Here is a 17109-nt window from a genome sequence, read left to right on the forward strand (position 1 = left end):
TGAAGATTATGACGACACTGCGGATCACGCCATGACGCGCTTTCGTGTCGTGGCACTGGCCGCGATACTCGCCGCTCCGAGCCTGTGTTTGACGCTTGCACCAGCTTCGAAGGCCAAGACGATCCGACCTGCGGCGGCGCAGCTGAGCTTTGATCGTCCCCCGCTGTTTCCCGGCCTGGGGCTGCTGCTGGTACCGCGGCAAGCCGGCGCGTCGTGGCCGGACTTCATCGATCCTTACACGATCCACGGGGTGGCACGGCGCGCGTTGTTGGCCATCCAGACACGCGCCCGTACGCCGCTGCTTGCCGGGCCGGCGCTGAGCCACCGTCAACGTCGCGAGCTCAGGCAACATATCGACAGCCACCTGCCACGTTACGATCACTTGTTCGAACGCGCTGCCCGGCGCCATGGCCTGCCGGCCTCGCTCATCGCCGCGGTGGCCTATATCGAATCCCGCTGGCGGCCCGATGCCCGCTATCAAAGCACGGTCGGCCTGATGATGCTCTCGCCGGACGCAGCCGATCTGGTCGGTGTCAACGACCGACAGTCGGCCGCCCAGAGCATTCGCGGCGGTGCCGACTACCTCAAACGTATGCAGGCGCTGATCCCAAGCGCTGTGCCCTTCCCTGATCGCAACAACTACGCGCTGGCGGCCTACAACATGGGGATTGGCCACCTGCGCGATGCAGTGAGGCTGGCCCAGCAACTCGGATTCAATCCGTATCTATGGGCCGACCTTCGCCAGGTCATACCGCTGCTGTCCGACAAGCGCTACTACCGCGATCTGCGGCACGGCTACGCCCGCGGCGAAGACGTCGTCAAGTACGTCGAACGGGTACGCCGCTGCCAGGCGCTGATCGCCCCACAGCTCGATTGACCGTGCCCTGGCCGTGCCTGCGTGGCCACGGCCGTTCGCTTTTCCCTACGTTTACGATTCAAGGACTTTGATTTTGCCCGAATCCCAACCGACCGCTGTGGCGGTCGATCGACATGGCCCGCTGCAGCTCGCCGGCCGGGTGTTCTACCCGGTGGTCATACTCATCCTGGCCCTGGTCGTACCGACCATGATCTGGCCCGAGACCATGTCCAGCGCCTTCGACGTGGTCCTGGCCGCCATCGTTCACTATTTCGGCTGGTACTACATCGCGGTCTGTGCCGGCTTCATCGCTTTTTGTATCTGGGTGGGCTGCAGCCGGTTCGCCGATCTCAGGCTGGGGCCGGACGACTCGCGCCCGGAATTTTCCCGCCTGTCCTGGTACACCATGCTGTTCTCGGCCGGCATCGGGATCGGCGTGATCTTCTACGGCACAGCCGAGCCGGTCGCGCACTACCACGATGCCCCACGCCAGATGGCGTCCGAAACCGTCGAAGCTGCCCGCTATGCGGTGCATCTGGCCTGGATGGAATGGGGTGCCTGTGCCTTTGCGATCTATATTATCGTTGGCTTGGCGCTGGGTTTTGCCACCCATCGTCGCGGCCGACCGCTGTCGATCCGCTGGGGGCTTGAGCCGCTGCTGGGGCGCTGGGTCCACGGGGTGGTCGGCGACATCGTCGATATCGTCGCCATCATCGGTACGGTCTTCGGGCTGGCGACCTCGCTCGGCCTAGGCGTCATCCAGATCAATACCGGGCTGGAATATCTGGGCATCGTGCAATCCTCGCTGGATCTACGCGTGACCATTATCGCGCTGATCAGCGTGGCGGCCGGCATATCGGTCCTGTCCGGCTTGTCGCGGGGCATCAAGTGGCTGTCGAATCTGAACATCGCACTGGCTATCGTGCTGCTGCTGTTCGTATTCGCCTTCGGCCCGACCGTGTTCCTGTTGAAAGCCCTGACCGCTTCGTTCGGCTATTACTTCCAGCATATTATCCAATCCAGTTTCCAGACCGATTTCGCCACCGGCAGCGACCAGTGGCAATCCTATTGGACGGTATTCTTTCTAGCCTGGTGGATCGCCTGGGGACCGTTCGTCGGCACGTTTTTAGCCCGTATTTCCTATGGCCGCACGGTGCGCGAGTTCGCCCTCGGCGTGCTCTGCATCCCCACGCTCGGCATCTTTCTGTGGTTCGGCACCATGGGCTGGGCGGCTTTGCACCGGGAAATGTTCGGCATCGGCGGGCTGGGCGATGTTCCGACCCAACAGGTGGTCTTCGATTATCTATCCGGACTGCCGCTGCCCACGCTCAGTTCGATGATCGCGATCGTGCTCATCGTCACCTTCTTCGTGACCTCGGCAGATTCCGGCGCCTTCGTGGTAGCCGTACTGTCGACCGGCGGTCTGACCCGGCCGCCGACCATGACCCGGGCCTTCTGGGTGGTGCTGCAGGGGCTGGTCAGTATCGCCCTGGCGATCGCCGGCGGCCTATCTGCTTTGCAGACCGCATCGCTGGTCGGCGGCCTACCGTTTTCGGTGGTGATGATCTTGATGTGCGTGGCCGTGGTGAAAAGCATGCAGCACGAATTGGCCCAGACAACCACAGCGGGCGCGAGCTCGGCTCCCTCTGCGGCTAGGAACCAAACGCCGGGGGCTGATCGATAAAGCTATCGCGGGCCAGCCAGAACGCGCCCGCCCCGACGACGAGGATCGGTACGCCGGTGAGCAACAGCCCCATTGGCGTACCGACCCAGACACAGGCCAGATAGACCAGCCCGTAGGCTGCGATATACAGCAGCGTAGTGCCGATCCCGATCATGTAACGCGCGGCTTGCTGGCGCGGCCCCAGCAGTTCGATCGACATATCGACCGCTGCCATGCCCGCAGCCGCGATCGCCATCGCGCCTAGCATCGCGACCGGCCGGGCATCACCCAGCAGGGCGTAGATCAGCCCGCCGCCGATCAAAGTCTGCACCATAACCACAGGAATCACGGTGGCTAGAGTATCGAATATCCGGCGCTGGAAATCGGCGTTGCGGCGCGGCGCCACGGCCAGATACAGATCTGCCAGATGCGGCTGCATACGGGCAAAGCTGGCGCCCATCGCCGCACAGCGCGTCCGCCCCATGATCAGCGCGAGATAGGCCATCGTATGGGCACTGGCTCCGCCGGGCCCGGCATTGTAGGCGATCACCCAGAGCACTGCCGCGTAACTCATCATAACCAAGCCGGTATTCAGAACCACACCGATCGCGCTGTCGTAGGGCAACAGCACGGCTCGAAATAGCCGGGCGCGGTGCAAGCGCGTATCGCGTTGGCTCTGGGCGGCGATCGCGCGTTGCAGCGTATAGTCTGCCCCGCCTTCGAAGACCGCGCGCAACAGGCCGACGAACCGACCTGGGCGTTGCCCGGACTCGGCCGGATTGCGGGCCCAGCGGCTACCGATGAACGCCATCGGCGAATCAGCATTGCTCGGATCGCTTGCGCGCAGGCGATTGTGCAGCACGTGCCAGAGCATGAACGCGCCGATCAATAAACCGAGCGGCACGGACCAAACACTCTGCAGATAACCGCCGATTACGGCTAGCCGCTCCGGCATCAGCTGGGGGGCAAATACCAAGAGCAGCGGCACCAGGCTATAGATACGCTCGATGGATGCGGCGATCGCGCTCGTCCATGCCACCACCCCGAGGCTTACCGCCAGCGCGATAGACTGCGTCTGATCACTGGCGGCCAGCACGAGCGCTGTAATCCCGAACAAGGCCAAACCCAAAATCAGGCCCGCCTGTAGCAAGCGTCGGCGAAAATACGGCAACAACAGGCTCTCGTTGACCAATAGCGGCGCCAGCGCCTGGCCCGATGCCAGGCCGCAGAAATAGAGCCCCAACAGAAACGGCGGCAAGAACGCCACGATCTCGAGCCGCGGGCCCATGGCCCAGATTTCGAACATCGCCAAGCCAAACGACAACAGACCGCAGGTCGAAATCAACCAAGTGCGGGTCAGCGGCAACAGCAATAGCCGTGTGAGCGCTCTCATGCCAGCGCCACGAACGCGTCCTCGAGCGAGAGGCGCGCAATACGCAGTTCGGCCTGCTGTTGTTCGGCCATACGCCGCAGTTGGGTATCGTCCGGCTGATCGACGATCAGCGTCAGCCGCCGGCCGTCGATTGTGCTGGCCAACCCGCCTTCGACGTTCGGCGCGCTGTCCCAGCCTTGGTCGCGGCTCAGCTCAACCCTGCGAACCCGCTCGCGTAGGCGTGCCAGCGGCATTTCGAGCACCAGCCGGCCGCTATCCAGCAAGGCGATATCCGCATCGGCCCGCTCTAGATCGGCGGTGATATGGGTCGACAGGATCACGGTCTTGTCGTGTTCGCGAACGAGCGTGATCAGCTCGTTCATGAACGCGGCCCGGGTCTGCGGGTCGAGGCTGGCCACCGGTTCGTCCAGAACCAGCAGATCGGGCTCTGGAGCCATGGCTCGAATGATGGCCAGCTTCTGGCGCTGGCCTTCCGAGAGCTTGCCGATCTTGGTGCGGCGATCCAGCGCCCAGGATTCGATCAGCCGGTTTTCCAACTCGTGGCTCCAGTGTCGGTAGAAGGCCGCGGTAAAGCTCAGGTACGACCCCACGCGCATCCACTTGAACAGATCGAAGGTCTGCGGCACGAAACCGATCCGGTGCAGGCGATCGCCGCCGGGTTCGTCCATCGACTCGCCGAAAATCTCAATCTCGCCCTCGTCGATCGGCAGCAGCCCGAGCAGACAGCGCATCAGCGTGGTCTTGCCGGCCCCGTTTCGGCCCAGCAGCCCGATCACCCGGCCACGCGGTATCTGCCAGTCGATACCGTCGAGCACATAGCCGTTGTCGTCGGCATAGGATTTACGTAGCCCGCGTACCGATACGAGCGGACGCGCGCGATCGTCGGCTTCGATCTCACCCGACATGACATCCCCTATTTCCCTCGTACCAATGCACTATGCAGAAGTCGTTCCATATTGGAAATCGAGCGACGAACCCTAGAGGCCATGACTGCCACGGCGCGATTCTTGCTTAACGCGCGAAGACGAGTCTGCCCGGCCATCGACTCGACGAATGAATAGATAGCGCCGCCTGTGCGAGACCGCTAGGGTGCGCGCTTGTCGTGCGTACGCACCGGGGTCGCACGCACGATCGTATCGCTTTTTTAGGGAGACACATGAGTACGACAACCGCTGAAGCTGCGGCCGTGTCGCGGAACAAATCGTTCTCGACGGTATTTCTGATCGAGCTGTGGGAGCGTTTCGGCTTCTACGGCATGCAAGTGCTGATCGTGTACTTCATGATCCAGCAGCTGGGATTCGCGGACAATCGCGCGAATCTCGTCTGGGGGGCATGTGCCGCACTGATCTATGTCTCGCCGGCCATCGGTGGCTGGATTGGCGACAAGGTACTGGGCACGCGGCGCACCATGCTGGCCGGCGCCTTCGTGCTGGCGCTCGGCTATGCCTGCATGAGCGTGCCGACCATCAATACCTGGTTCCTGTTCTCGGCGCTGGGCGTGATCGTGGTCGGCAACGGCCTATTCAAGTCCAACGCCGGCAACCTGGTCCGCAAGATCTTCGAAGGCGACGACTCGAAGATCGACTCGGCGTTCACCATCTATTACATGGCGGTCAACGTTGGTGCGGCGGCCTCGCAGCTGTTCACCCCCTGGGTAAAAAACTACGTCAACGAGGCCTACGGTCATGGCTATGGCTGGCATGCGGCGTTCGCGGTCTGCTGCTTTGGGCTACTGCTGGGCCTGGCCAACTATCTGGTCATGCGCAGCTATATGCAGAACATCGGCTCGGAGCCGGATTTCGAGCGCGCTGATCCGGTCAAGATCGCGTTGGTGGCGGTCGGCGGTCTAGCGGCCGTGGCGCTGTCGGCCGCAATCCTGCAGTACGAAGACCTGGCGCGGGCATTCGTTCTGATCGCCGGCCTGGCCGTACTGGCGATCTTCTGGATTCTGATCAAGCGTGGTGATCGACAGGAACGCGCGGGGCTGTTGGCCGCCCTGATTCTGGTCATACAGACTGTATTCTTCTTCATCTTCTACCAGCAGATGTCCAGCTCGCTGGCGCTGTTTGCCCTGCGCAACGTGGACTGGAACTTCGCTGCCTTCGGCACCCATCTGTGGACCTGGTCGCCGGGCCAGTTCCAGGCGCTCAATCCGCTGTGGATCATGGTGCTGTCGCCGCCCCTGGCCTGGATGTATACCAAGGCCGGCGAAAACGGCCGCGATCTACATATCGCGGCCAAGTTCGCACTGGGTTTCGTATTCGTGGCGGTTGGCTTTTTCACCTACAGCTCGGCGGCCTGGTTGGCCGTGGACGGCAAGGTGAACTCCTGGATCATGGTCTGGGGCTACGGCTTTAGTTCGCTCGGTGAACTGCTGGTCTCCGGCCTGGGGCTGGCCATGATCGCCCGCTACGTGCCGGCGCGTATGAGTGGCTTCATGATGGGCGCCTACTTCGTATCGTCCGGCGTATCCCAATATCTGGGTGGCCTGGTGGCCAATATCGCCAGCGTGCCGGAAGGCGTGACTGAGCCGACCCGTACCCTGCCGATCTATACCAGCCTGTTCTTCAAGCTGGGCGTGACCGGGGTGATCTGTACCCTGATCGCGTTCGCAGTGCTGCCGTGGATGAAACGACTCGGCCGGATCCACGCCGGCGAAGCCTAATCGGGCCGGCTACGGCCTCCGATCGAAAGCCGCGGCCGGATGCCGCGGCTTTTTTTATGCCCGCGACCTGATGGACGCAACGGGCGCTCGCTCTAGGGCGTGCGGTCATGAAATATGCCGCTGCACCCACGTCCCTGAGGTAGCAAGACAAGACATCGTGAGCGAACGATAACGCCGGTTGGCCGCATCAGGGGGCACCGGCCCTTCGGGTGATGCCCATCCATCGTGCCAGGCGGCGTTGCAGGCCTGGCCCGTAGGGGCCCGCCGCGCTCGGCGCCCTGCGCCTTGCCTGACCCGATGGGCGGGCGTCATCCGATGGTGTCTCTTATGACGAGACACCCCAAGAGGCCGCAGAGCCCGGCCGATCAGCCGATGCCTCACGCGCAGCCTGCTTCGGGCTGGCCTGGGTATCGAACGACTGGTGTTGCACCAATGCCGCACACAGCCGGATCGATTCGGCGGTCTGGGCCAGATTGCGCTGTGCGCCTGGCAACTGATCGACCTTCGGTTCGAAGAAGTCTTCCAGCCGATCGGCGGCTTTATCCGAGCAGGCCCCGGCAGCCGCCAGCGGCGGCAAACTGCCCCCGGACATCGCACCGACCCGATCGCGAATCGCCTTGAAATGCGCGGTGAACCAAGGCCACATGGTAGCCACCGAATCGGGGCTGCGCTGGCTGGCCGAATGCCGGCCGCCGTTGCCGAGCATCGCCATCATCTCGCCGACCTTGATCCGATCGGTCAGCGCATAGTTGCGGACCTCGGTCTTCAGCTCGGGATCCTGTACTCGTGCCAGGGCCGCGATCATGGCATTGCGCTGGTCGGCATCGCCGTTGCGCCCGAGGGCATCGAACAAGGCCTGCACCACCGGCTTGCCTTGGCGGCGCACGGCCACAGTCAAGGCATCGGCCAGCAGGTCCGGATCGGCCTGGCTGAAATCCAGGCCCGCGTTGGCACTGTCATTCCCGGCCAGAGCCGGAGCCAACACGGCCTGGCCCTGGGCTGCCAGGGCGTCGGCCACCGGCTTCAGACCAAGCTGCACGCCAAGGAACGTGGCCAACCGTTGGCGCAGTTCAGCGGCATCCGCAGACTCCCCTTCGCGGCGTTGATACCCCAGGTTTTCAAGCCGTGGCAGGTAGGCGCTACGGGCGGCCTCGCGCAGTCTGTCGCGTTGGGCCTCGGTCGCGGCTTTGTGCTCCCAGAGCCAGCGAATGCCGCCGATCGGCGCCAGCGCGACCGCCGGGGTCGCTTCATCGGCCAGACCTTGCATGGTGGCCAGCAGCGCCGGCGCATGCAGCCGATCCTGCTCGAAGGCCGCCCAGACCGAATCGGCAAAGGCGATTTTTTCGGCGTCGGTCAATTGATCGAGATGGCTTTCCAAAGCCGCGAACTGCGACCGGTCGAGAGCAAAACGATAGTAGCCGTCAGCACCCGCGTTGGGCATGATCCAGTCCGGCTGTTCAGCGGCGCCGGGCAGCGCGATACGCCCGCGGGCAGCATCGATCAGCTGACAACGGGTACGGCTGCCACCGGCCGCCAGCGGATAGCGCACGCACAGAGGCAAGCCCCAGCTGCGCTCGGGATCGCCGGCCGAGCCGATTGGCAGAAAACGCTGCTGAGCCACGTCGAGCACGGTCTGGCCGTCGTCACGGGCGATCTCGGTGGTCACGTAGGGCACACCGGACTGGTCGAGAAAGCTATGGAAGGCAGCCCGGAAATCGTCGCCACGATCGGCAGCCTGGGCGATCGCATCGACCAGATCGTCGGCGGTGGCGGTTCCGAATTCATGCGCACGGATATAGTCGCGCATGCCGGTACGGAAGGTGTCGTCGCCCACGAATGCCTCGAACATACCCAGCACCGAGGCGCCCTTTTGATACGTGATGCCGTCGAAGGCATTGCCGATATCGCCAAAGCCGTCGATCGGCTGGCGGATCCGGCGCGCGGTGGTCAGCGCATCCTCGCCCATCGCCCCCTCGGCACCGGTGATGCGATCGAGCTCGGCATGATATTCGGGATGCAGCTGATGGGTGATCTTCTGCTGCATCCAGGTCGCGAACGATTCGTTGAGCCAGAGATCGTCCCACCAGGCCATGGTGACTGTATCGCCGGTCCACTGGTGGGCCAGCTCATGCGCCTCGACCTCGAACGAACCACGCCGGCTCGAGGCCGGCGAATCCGGGCTCAGCAGCATATACCAGTCGCGAAAGGTCACCAGCCCGACGTTCTCCATCGCCCCAGCCGCGAAATCGGGCGCCGCCAGCACATCGATCTTGTCGAAGGGATAGCCGTAATCGTAGTAGGCCTCGAGCGCAGTCATGATCCCCGGGGTCTGGTCCAACGCTGGCTGTAGTTCGCTGCCGCGACCATGGGCCGCGATACCGCGTACCGGCGTGCTGTGATCCCGCCACTGGTTTTTCGGCAGACTGGGGCCGTCGACGATATCCCAGGGCCCGACCGCAAACGCCACTAGATAGCTCGGCAGCGGCGGGGTCGGCTCGAAATCGAGCCGCTGCCAGCCGTTGTCCAGGTCGGTCCGCTTGGCGACCGGCGTATTGGCTACGGCTTGATCGTCGTCGGGAACGGTCAGATGCAGGGTGAACGGGGTCTTGAAGCCCGGTTCGTCGAAGCTCGGAAACGCCAGCCGTGCCGACGTCGCTTCCATCTGGGTCATCGCATAGGCGCGATCCTGATAGTCGACCTTGTAGAACCCCCGCAGGTGGGTGTTCAACGGCGCCGTATAAGCAAACGCCAGGGTCACGGTCTGGGGCTCTAGCGGTTGCTCGAGCGTGAGCTTGGCGACACCGGCCTTGGGATCGACGATGCGAAACGCGGCGGTATGCGCGGTCCCGTCGGCCTCGATGACCTCGGCATGGCCGACCTTGAGCTTACGGGCATTGAGCCAGATAACACGGCTCGACTTGTCGAGCGCGACCTGAATACGCGCCTGGCCGCTGAACCGGGCTGCCGCCGGGTCGGCCTTGAGCGCGATATCGTAGGACTGCGGCACCGCCCAGCGGGGCAGCTTGCCGGTCGGCGCCTGAGAATCGGCGGCGGCGGCCGACCCGGCCAAGGCAGACAGCGCCAGGGTCAATGCTAAAAATCGATTCGGGCGTTTTGTCATATTCTTATCAGTTCGATGGACAAGGCCGGCAGTCAGGCACGGTCCGTGCCAAGCTGCCGGATTAAAGCTCTGGCAGTATAAAGACCCTGCCGCTGGCCACCAGGCGCTGCCATGACCGGATCATTCCAGCTCGATCGCGACGACCGTCCCGCCGAATTCGCCCTGGCGATCCACGGCGGCGCCGGCACGATCGACGATACCGTCATGAGCGATGCCGAACGCAGTGCCCACCACGCAGCACTGCGGGCGGCCCTATACGCCGGCCGACAATGCCTGGCTGATGGTGCCTGCGCCGTGGCGGCCGTCGAGGCAGTCGTGATCGCGCTCGAAGACTGTGCGCTGTTCAACGCCGGCCACGGCGCCTGCCTGAGCTTTGCAGGCCGCCACGAACTGGACGCAGCAATCATGGACGGCACAACCCTAAACTGTGGCGCCGTCGCCGGTGTGCAGCAGGTCCGCAACCCGGTACGCGCGGCGCGCGCGGTTATGGATCATAGCCCGCATGTGCTGCTCGCCGGTGCCGGAGCCGACGCATTCGCCACAGCCGAAGGCCTGGCCCCGGTCGACAACGCTTATTTCACGACCGAGCTGCGCCGCCAGCAGTGGCAGACCGTGCGCAATCATCAGGCCGATGACGCCGCCGATATGTTTCGGTTCGGCACCGTGGGCGCGGTCGCCCGCGATTCGTTCGGCGGCCTGGCAGCGGCGACCTCGACCGGGGGCGTCACCGCCAAGCGCTGGGGCCGAATCGGCGATTCGCCGCTGATCGGAGCGGGCACCCGGGCCGATGCGACCTGCGCGATTTCCTGTACCGGCGCCGGTGAACGCTTCATTCAGCACGGCGTTGCCCACGAGATCAGCGCCCGCATGCGCCTGGCCGGCCAGACGCTGGCCGATGCGACGGCCGAACTTCTCGGCGGCGTGTTGGCCAGCCCCAACGGCAGCGGCGGTCTGATCGGCGTCGACGCCGACGGCCGGATCGTACTCGGCAGCAATACCCGGGGTATGTACCGCGGCTGGACCCGCTCGGATTCGCCCGCGATGACCACCGCCATTTCCCGCGAGCATCGCGAACATCGGAAATAAAACCAGATGTCATTGGACTGACGCGCCGACTGGCCTACAGTCGGTGACCTTAGCCAATCGAATGATCCGAGATGATCAAGCTCTACTATCACCCTTCCCCCAACCCGGCCAAGATCGCGCTGTATCTGGAAGAGACCGGGCTCGACTACGAGATGGTGCCGATCGATACCCGCAAGGGCGAACAGCACGATCCCGAGTTTCTCAAGATCAACCCGAACGCCAAAACGCCGGCGATGGTCGATACCGACACCGGCGCCACGATCTTCGACAGTACGGCGATCCTGCTGTATCTGGTCGAAAAGACCGGCCAGTATCGGTTACCGAGCGAGCCGGTGGCCCACGGCCATGCCCTGTCGTGGCTGATGTTCGTAGCCACCGGCATCGGGCCCTACTCGGGCCAGTGCGTGCATTTCCGTCATTTCGCCCCCGACGGCAACGACTACGCCCTGAACCGTTACGACTTCGAAGCCAAGCGCCACTGGGGGCTGATCGACGCGCATTTGGCCGAACACCCGTATATGAGCGGCGACCAATACGGGCTCGTGGATATCGCACTCTGGGGCTGGTGCGGGCCGGTGCCGTTCATCATGGGCGATGACGAGGCCTGGTCGCGCTTTCCCAACGTCAAGCGCCTGTTCGACGAGATCAACCAGCGCCCGGCAGCCGAGCGCGCCAACGCACTCAAGACCCGGCACGCCTTCAAGACCGAAGTCGACGAGAACGCACGTCATGCCCTGTTCCCCCAGAACCGGAATCTCTGACCGGTGAACGGTTGGCCGCTGCGACCACATGTCGCGGCGGCCCGCTTCAGTCGTCGTGGTCGTTGTGGTCGGTTCGACCCGCCAATAGATCACGCACGGTCGGCACTGCATAGGCCAGCGCCGCCCCAATCGCGATCGCACTGAACAGCCATTCCCAGGCCGGATAGAGCCGGGCCAGCAATAGCCCCAGCATGGCCACGAACAATGCCCCGGACTGGCGGATACGGTCGCGGTGACCCATGCGCAGGCTGATCAAAAACGCCCCCATCGCGCAGGCCGAGCCTATAGTCAGCAGATTGAGCAGCATCTCGAACTGGTCGACGGCAAACGCATAGCTTCTAGCCTAAGTCACCTGCGCGCGGCGTTGGTAGGCCGGCGCTTCGTGGCGCGCTTCATCCAGCACCTGACCGAGTATTTCGGCGGCGTTTACGACATCGAGATAGCGCGTATATAACGGCGCGAAACCGAAACGCAGAATATCCGGCGCCCGCATATCGCCGATCACGCCGTGGTCGATCAATGCCTGCATGACGCCATAGGCCTGCGGATGGCGAAACGCGACCTGGCTGCCGCGCTGTGCAGCAGCCGGCGGACTGGCCAGGGTGAGCGCATGGCCGGCGCAACGCTCGGTTACGGCGTCGATGAACAGTTCGCCAAGCGCGACCGACTTGGCCCGCATCTCGACCCAATCGATGCCGTCCCAGACTGTCAGCGCGGCCTCTAGGGCGCGCATCGCCAGCACGCTGGGTGTACCGCTGAGAAACGCCCGCATATCGGTCTGGGCTCGAAAGCGCGGCTCGAAGGCAAATTGTTCGGCGTGCGCGAACCAGGCCGCGAGCGGCTGCGCGATCCGGTCGTGAAAACGCGGATGCGCATACACGAAAGCCGGCGCGCCCGGGCCACCGTTGAGATATTTATAGCCGCAGCCAACCGCGAAATCGACGTTGGCCGCGCGCAGCCCGAGCGGCACGGCACCGGCGCTGTGGGCTAGGTCCCAGACCACCAGCGCGCCCGCTGCCTGGGCCCGGGCGGTCAGCGCCGCCAGATCGTGCATCGCACCGCTGCGGTAGTCGACATGGGTGAGCACGAGCACCGCCAGATCGTCGTCGATCAGCGCATCCAGTTCGGAGGGCGCATCCACGCACACCAGTTGTTGCCTGTGGCCGGCCTGGGCGATGGCCTGCTCGGCGACATATAGATCGGTGGGGAAATTACCGCGCTCGGACAACACGCGATGACGGGCCGGCCGTTGGGCCAGCGCCATGGCCAATACCTTGAACAGATTCAGCGACGTGCCGTCGGTACAAATCACGTCATCGGCCTCGGCGCCGATCAGCGGCGCGATACGCGCCCCGACCCGCTGCGGCAACCCGATCCAGTCGGCGTGGTTCCAGGAACCGATCAACCCCTCGGCCCATTCGGTTTCGGCCGTCACACGCAGGGCATCGCGAGCCGCAAACGGCATCGGGCCGAGCGAATTGCCGTCGAGATAGATCGTATCCGCAGGCAGATGAAACGCCTGTCGCCGCGCTGCTAACGGGTCGGCCGCATCGAGTTGCCGCGCCTGTGCCTGCCGGCTCAGCATGGCGCCTCCGAATGGGGCTGGCAGGCCAGCGCCGCCTGGTGCGCGAGCGCTACATAGCGCTGTGCCTGGCCCACGGCGATCTCGTCGTCACCGCTGGCCAGGGCATGATTACGCGCCTCGGTCAGCGCATCGATGGCCTCTTGATCAACGGCGTTCGAGCCGGCGCTCGGGGTCTGACTCGCCGCGCGTGTCTCGGCCAGATCCGCCCAGGCTTCAAGAATCGCAGCCCGTGGCGCCTGGTCGGCAAGCTGCTGCAGTCGCAGTCGCCGCGACGACTGCGACGGCTGGATCGACAGCCCCGGCGACCGGGCCAAAGCACGTTCAGCCGGCGCCATCAGCCGATCGAAATCGACCGATAGATCGCCGTAGCCTACCGAGGAGACACGCTTGAGCAGTGCCGAGACGCGATCGTGGAAGACGAACGCCAAAATCAGCACGGTCACCGGCCAAGCCAAAATACGCAGAATATCGATCAAGGCATGCACGCTTGCCACGCTAGGGTTTTATTGTATGTCGTCCGAGCGCCACGCTGATGGGCGCCGATCGTGTGAGCCATGCCATCCAACGCGACCAGCCACGGTCACGAGGGCCACGGCGCAGCGTGCCCAGGGTTGCTTTCATGCACGCACCCTTGCAGTAGGGCCAAGGACTTTCTGACTGCAAGCCCACATGATTGCAAGCGGGCGCAGGGTCACCACGCAACGTTGGCTGCGCGCTAGGCCCCGACCTGTCCGGCCATCCAACAGCCCCCGGCGCCGCGTGGCACGAAACATCAGTCGACCCTAGCACGATCAGCCGTATCCCCTCTTGCACGTCGCGCGTCACAGGCGCAACGTCGGCTGCATCATGCATTCAAGCGATCGATCATGAACTACCGCACCCTTGGCCGTACCGGCCTGAAAGTCTCCGAGCTCTGCCTCGGCGCGATGACCTTTGGCAGCAATTTTTACAACATCGGCGAAGTCGATCAGCAGGGCGCCAACGAGCTAGTGTCGCGCGCGCTCGACGGCGGCATCAACTTCTTCGATACCGCCGACGTCTATTCCTTCGGCGAGTCCGAGGAAGTGTTGGGCCGTGCCTTCAATACCCTGGGCACCCCGCGCGATGATGTCGTCATCGCCACCAAGGTGCGCGGCCCAATGAGCGCCGAGGCCGCCCAAGGCACGGGCGACATCAATAACGTCGGCCTGTCGCGCAAGCACATCATGGCCGGGGTGGAGAACAGCCTGCGCCGTCTAGGCACCGATCATATCGATCTGTACCAGGTCCACGGCTGGGATGTGGCCACACCGATGGAAGAAACCCTGCGTGCCCTCGACGATCTGGTGCGCTCGGGCAAGGTCCGCTACGTCGGCTGCTCGAACTGGCCGGCGCGGCATCTGGCCCGGGCACTGGCGCTGTGTGAACAACGCGACTGGGCGCGCTTCATCTCCCTGCAGGCCTACTATGCCCTGGCCGGCCGCGATCTCGAACACGAATTGTTACCGCTGGCCGACGAGCAAGGCCTGGGTGTAATGCCGTGGTCGCCGCTGGCGGGCGGCTATCTATCCGGCAAGTTTCGTCGCGATCAGGCGGCCCCGCAGGACGCGCGCCGGGCCGATTTCGACTTTCCCCCGGTCGATCGCGAGCGCGTCTTCGATGCGATCGAGCTGATGGAGACGATCGCTGGCGAAAACGGCGCAACCATCCCGCAGATCGCCCTGGCCTGGCTGCTGCATCAGCCGGCGGTGTCCTCGGTGATCATCGGCGCGAAGAAGAGGAGTCAGCTCGACGACAATCTGGGCGCAGTGGATGTCGAGCTGAACGCCGATCAACTCGCGCGGCTCGATAACGTCACGCGGCCCGCGGCGATCTATCCTGCCTGGATGGTCGAACGCCAGAACACCAACCGCTAAATAGACCGGCTGGCCCGCGCCACGGCGCGGGTCAGCGCCCTGCAGCCCCCCACCACTCTTCTAGCGTCAGCGCATAGCGCTCGTGATCACGCCAGCGACCGTTGATCTTAAGATAGCGCGGCGAAAACCCTTCCAGACGAAAGCCCAGCCGCTGGACCAGAGCCTTAGAGCGCCGGTTGGCGGGCTGGACGTTGGCTTCGACGCGATGCAGACCGTGGGTTTCGAAGGCAATGTCGAGCACATCGGCCAGCACCGAAGTCATCAAACCGCGCCCGTTGTAGGGCACGAATACGAAATAGGCGACGAAGGCCGACTGCAGGGCACCGTGCACGATCTCGTTCAGATGCACGCAGCCAATCAGGGAGCGATCTTCGGCGACCGCGACATAGCTGGCCTGGTTGGGCGCTTCATAGCGGGCCAGCTGCTGGCGAAACCCGGCCGTGGTACGCGGTGGCGCAATCCAGGGGTGGTGCAGGCGCAAGCTACGGCGTGCGCTTTCGATGAATGCGATTTCGTGGCGGGCCTGAATGGGCTCGATCGTGAACATGCCACCCGACGACTGAACCTTGCCCTGTATCTTATCGATTCAGAGCCGTCTGCATAGACCTAGCAGCCGATCGTTTCGGGCGGGTAAACCCGTCAACCGGGCTCTCGGCGCGCTTGCGGAACATGTTTGCGGGCACGCGCACAAACATTGGCTGAACAATCGAAATTGACGGGTCCCGAGCAATCTGGAAGGCTCCCATCCTTTCATGCACTAACCGGCTTTTTTGTGTCCGAATCCAACCAGGGCCCCTTGGCCCAGCAACTCCTCAAAGACTCGGTGTTTCCGCAGCTGCTGGAAGACAGCAAATCGCTCGTGGCCAGCGAAGTCGAAAAAAAGAACATGGCGCTGCGCACCGGTTTCAACATGGTCAAGAAAGCCAAGCCGAACTTGATCGACAACGCCATGCGTACGCTGCTGCCGGAGTTCGTCGGCGCGCTTGAGCCCTTTTATGCCAGCGCCGAAGCCGATCCGAACACCCAGTTCCGCGATCACCTGCTCAACCATCAGACCGAAGTGGCCGATACGCTGCTCGAGGTCGCCGATCGCCGGGTGGCTGGCGTGGACAATCGCGTGGTCAAGTCCGGCTATCAGCGACTGCGGGGACGCGCCCAGCGCGAGGTCGTCGCCGCCATGCCGGGGATCGCGGCCGTGATGTCGAAATACGCCGAATAGCCGTCATCGCCGGCCGCCCGAGCGCCGCAAGCCGCCGGGCGGCCGGCATGACACTGTAGCGGACGCCGGCCCGGCGCTGCGCTCTCGCATATCGCCGTGCCCGATAGCAAACGCTACCCCACAGTGAAGTCGTGCGCGGACCGAGCGGCTGGGCGTTGTCTTCCAAGCGCCGCTCGAGCGATAAGGCAGGACCGGTTGTCGACCGTGCCCGCTCTGTATTCCGGCGGCCCCTGACGCGGCAACTCACCACACCGCGACGAGACCCTTCATTCTGCTCTGTGACCTGCGGTGCTCGCCTTGTTAATCACAGGCACGGCGCTACCGTTCCCGCGTCAATGCACAGACACCGTCGTATCAGCGCAAAGAGCGTGGTGTATTGTGTCGCTAGCCAGCCCGCGGCTCGCTAGAACTGGCATACCGCATCGACGCGCCCTAGGAATCTAGTGGTCGGCCAAACCAGCTCGCCGCCGGTTCGCGATACACCAGATATAACCCGACCACTTGGGCGAGCGCCTGGGCACAGGTCAGCGCGCCGAGGATCGGCATTTGCGCAAAATGCGCGAATACCAAGGGCACAGCCGGCAGGATGCCGATCAGGCTGAGAATCAGCATGCCGCCGCGCGCCCATGAAGCACCCATTCCGATATAGACGATGAGCAACGCCATGAGCACATAGATCGCCACGAACGTGAAGATCGTGAACGAATGCCCACCTGGCCCAGCTGGCATGGACAGGGTCCGCGCTAGTTTGATCAGGCCGAGCACGATCGTCACCCAGAATAGACCGAGCGCCGTCGAGACCTGGCCCGGCTTACCTGGTTTAGTCAAATCATTCATACACGAGGCCGTTGCCTGAAAATTGGCC

At 63.8% G+C, this 17109-nt stretch carries 15 protein-coding genes; 7 read left to right on the forward strand and 8 right to left on the reverse strand.

Features of this window, described 5'->3' with window-relative positions; all coding sequences use genetic code 11:
* The first annotated feature begins 31 nt into the window (after positions 1–31).
* A complete protein-coding gene (locus V5738_RS10410; protein ID WP_423820733.1) occupies positions 32–877 on the forward strand; it encodes a transglycosylase SLT domain-containing protein in 846 nt (281 codons plus the stop codon).
* 73 nt (positions 878–950) lie between these two features.
* Positions 951–2540: a BCCT family transporter gene (locus V5738_RS10415; protein WP_423820734.1), complete on the forward strand. Its 1590-nt coding sequence runs from the start codon at positions 951–953 to the stop codon at positions 2538–2540.
* Here V5738_RS10415 and V5738_RS10420 read toward each other — a convergent pair.
* Positions 2509–3912, reverse strand: a complete 1404-nt coding sequence (locus V5738_RS10420; protein ID WP_423820735.1) for a hypothetical protein — start codon at positions 3910–3912, stop codon at positions 2509–2511. The genes V5738_RS10415 and V5738_RS10420 overlap by 32 nt on opposite strands.
* Complete coding sequence (locus tag V5738_RS10425) at positions 3909–4817, reverse strand: ABC transporter ATP-binding protein (protein WP_423820736.1); 909 nt, start codon at positions 4815–4817, stop codon at positions 3909–3911. The genes V5738_RS10420 and V5738_RS10425 overlap by 4 nt, the downstream gene beginning before the upstream one ends.
* A 251-nt stretch (positions 4818–5068) precedes the next feature.
* Here V5738_RS10425 and V5738_RS10430 point away from each other — a divergent pair, with 251 nt between their 5' ends.
* Complete coding sequence (locus tag V5738_RS10430; RefSeq protein ID WP_423820737.1) at positions 5069–6577, forward strand: peptide MFS transporter; 1509 nt, start codon at positions 5069–5071, stop codon at positions 6575–6577.
* Between the two features lie 325 nt (positions 6578–6902).
* On the opposite strand, the gene V5738_RS10435 is transcribed toward V5738_RS10430, so the two are convergent.
* Entirely contained in the window at positions 6903–9698 is a 2796-nt protein-coding gene (locus tag V5738_RS10435; protein WP_423820738.1) for a M1 family metallopeptidase, read from the reverse strand.
* A gap of 111 nt (positions 9699–9809) precedes the next feature.
* Between V5738_RS10435 and V5738_RS10440 the strand changes: the two genes are divergently transcribed.
* Both V5738_RS10440 and V5738_RS10445 read left to right on the forward strand, forming a co-directional pair.
* The gene (locus V5738_RS10440; protein WP_423820739.1) at positions 9810–10784 is read left to right on the forward strand and encodes an isoaspartyl peptidase/L-asparaginase family protein; all 975 of its coding nucleotides are present in this window, start codon (positions 9810–9812) and stop codon (positions 10782–10784) included.
* Between the two features lie 71 nt (positions 10785–10855).
* Entirely contained in the window at positions 10856–11545 is a 690-nt protein-coding gene (locus V5738_RS10445) for a glutathione S-transferase family protein (protein WP_423820740.1), read from the forward strand.
* Positions 11546–11591: 46 nt separating this feature from the next.
* Here V5738_RS10445 and V5738_RS10450 read toward each other — a convergent pair whose 3' ends face one another.
* Genes V5738_RS10450 through V5738_RS10460 form a run of 3 tightly spaced genes read right to left on the reverse strand, consistent with a single transcriptional unit; the run spans position 11592 to position 13624 of the window.
* A complete protein-coding gene (locus V5738_RS10450) occupies positions 11592–11852 on the reverse strand; it encodes a hypothetical protein (RefSeq protein WP_423820741.1) in 261 nt (86 codons plus the stop codon).
* Positions 11853–11888: 36 nt separating this feature from the next.
* Entirely contained in the window at positions 11889–13130 is a 1242-nt protein-coding gene (gene kynU / locus V5738_RS10455; RefSeq protein ID WP_423820742.1) for a kynureninase, read from the reverse strand.
* Positions 13124–13624 carry a hypothetical protein gene (locus tag V5738_RS10460; RefSeq protein ID WP_423820743.1) on the reverse strand — a complete coding sequence of 167 codons (501 nt, stop codon included), beginning with the start codon at positions 13622–13624 and terminating at the stop codon, positions 13124–13126. Before V5738_RS10460 ends, kynU begins: the two co-directional genes overlap by 7 nt.
* A gap of 372 nt (positions 13625–13996) precedes the next feature.
* Between V5738_RS10460 and V5738_RS10465 the strand changes: the two genes are divergently transcribed.
* Complete coding sequence (locus tag V5738_RS10465; RefSeq protein WP_423820744.1) at positions 13997–15025, forward strand: aldo/keto reductase; 1029 nt, start codon at positions 13997–13999, stop codon at positions 15023–15025.
* A 31-nt stretch (positions 15026–15056) separates the two neighbouring features.
* On the opposite strand, the gene V5738_RS10470 is transcribed toward V5738_RS10465, so the two are convergent.
* Positions 15057–15572: a GNAT family N-acetyltransferase gene (locus V5738_RS10470; protein WP_423820745.1), complete on the reverse strand. Its 516-nt coding sequence runs from the start codon at positions 15570–15572 to the stop codon at positions 15057–15059.
* 225 nt (positions 15573–15797) lie between these two features.
* Between V5738_RS10470 and V5738_RS10475 the strand changes: the two genes are divergently transcribed.
* A complete protein-coding gene (locus V5738_RS10475) occupies positions 15798–16244 on the forward strand; it encodes a DUF6918 family protein (protein WP_423820746.1) in 447 nt (148 codons plus the stop codon).
* A 432-nt stretch (positions 16245–16676) separates the two neighbouring features.
* Here V5738_RS10475 and V5738_RS10480 read toward each other — a convergent pair whose 3' ends face one another.
* Entirely contained in the window at positions 16677–17081 is a 405-nt protein-coding gene (locus tag V5738_RS10480) for a hypothetical protein (protein ID WP_423820747.1), read from the reverse strand.
* Positions 17082–17109 lie beyond the last annotated feature (28 nt).

Origin of the sequence: Salinisphaera sp. SPP-AMP-43 (genome assembly GCF_049568105.1) — a bacterium.
GTDB lineage: Bacteria > Pseudomonadota > Gammaproteobacteria > Nevskiales > Salinisphaeraceae > Salinisphaera.

Excerpts from the sequence above, each read along its gene's own strand:
- V5738_RS10410 (WP_423820733.1), top strand. The coding sequence starts at position 32 with ATGACGCGCTTTCGTGTCGTGGCACTGGCCGCGATACTCGCCGCTCCG.
- V5738_RS10420 (WP_423820735.1), bottom strand. The coding sequence starts at position 3,912 with ATGAGAGCGCTCACACGGCTATTGCTGTTGCCGCTGACCCGCACTTGG.
- V5738_RS10425 (WP_423820736.1), bottom strand. The coding sequence starts at position 4,817 with ATGTCGGGTGAGATCGAAGCCGACGATCGCGCGCGTCCGCTCGTATCG.
- V5738_RS10430 (WP_423820737.1), top strand. The coding sequence starts at position 5,069 with ATGAGTACGACAACCGCTGAAGCTGCGGCCGTGTCGCGGAACAAATCG.
- V5738_RS10435 (WP_423820738.1), bottom strand. The coding sequence starts at position 9,698 with ATGACAAAACGCCCGAATCGATTTTTAGCATTGACCCTGGCGCTGTCT.
- V5738_RS10440 (WP_423820739.1), top strand. The coding sequence starts at position 9,810 with ATGACCGGATCATTCCAGCTCGATCGCGACGACCGTCCCGCCGAATTC.
- V5738_RS10445 (WP_423820740.1), top strand. The coding sequence starts at position 10,856 with ATGATCAAGCTCTACTATCACCCTTCCCCCAACCCGGCCAAGATCGCG.
- V5738_RS10450 (WP_423820741.1), bottom strand. The coding sequence starts at position 11,852 with ATGCTGCTCAATCTGCTGACTATAGGCTCGGCCTGCGCGATGGGGGCG.
- kynU (WP_423820742.1), bottom strand. The coding sequence starts at position 13,130 with ATGCTGAGCCGGCAGGCACAGGCGCGGCAACTCGATGCGGCCGACCCG.
- V5738_RS10465 (WP_423820744.1), top strand. The coding sequence starts at position 13,997 with ATGAACTACCGCACCCTTGGCCGTACCGGCCTGAAAGTCTCCGAGCTC.
- V5738_RS10470 (WP_423820745.1), bottom strand. The coding sequence starts at position 15,572 with ATGTTCACGATCGAGCCCATTCAGGCCCGCCACGAAATCGCATTCATC.
- V5738_RS10480 (WP_423820747.1), bottom strand. The coding sequence starts at position 17,081 with ATGAATGATTTGACTAAACCAGGTAAGCCGGGCCAGGTCTCGACGGCG.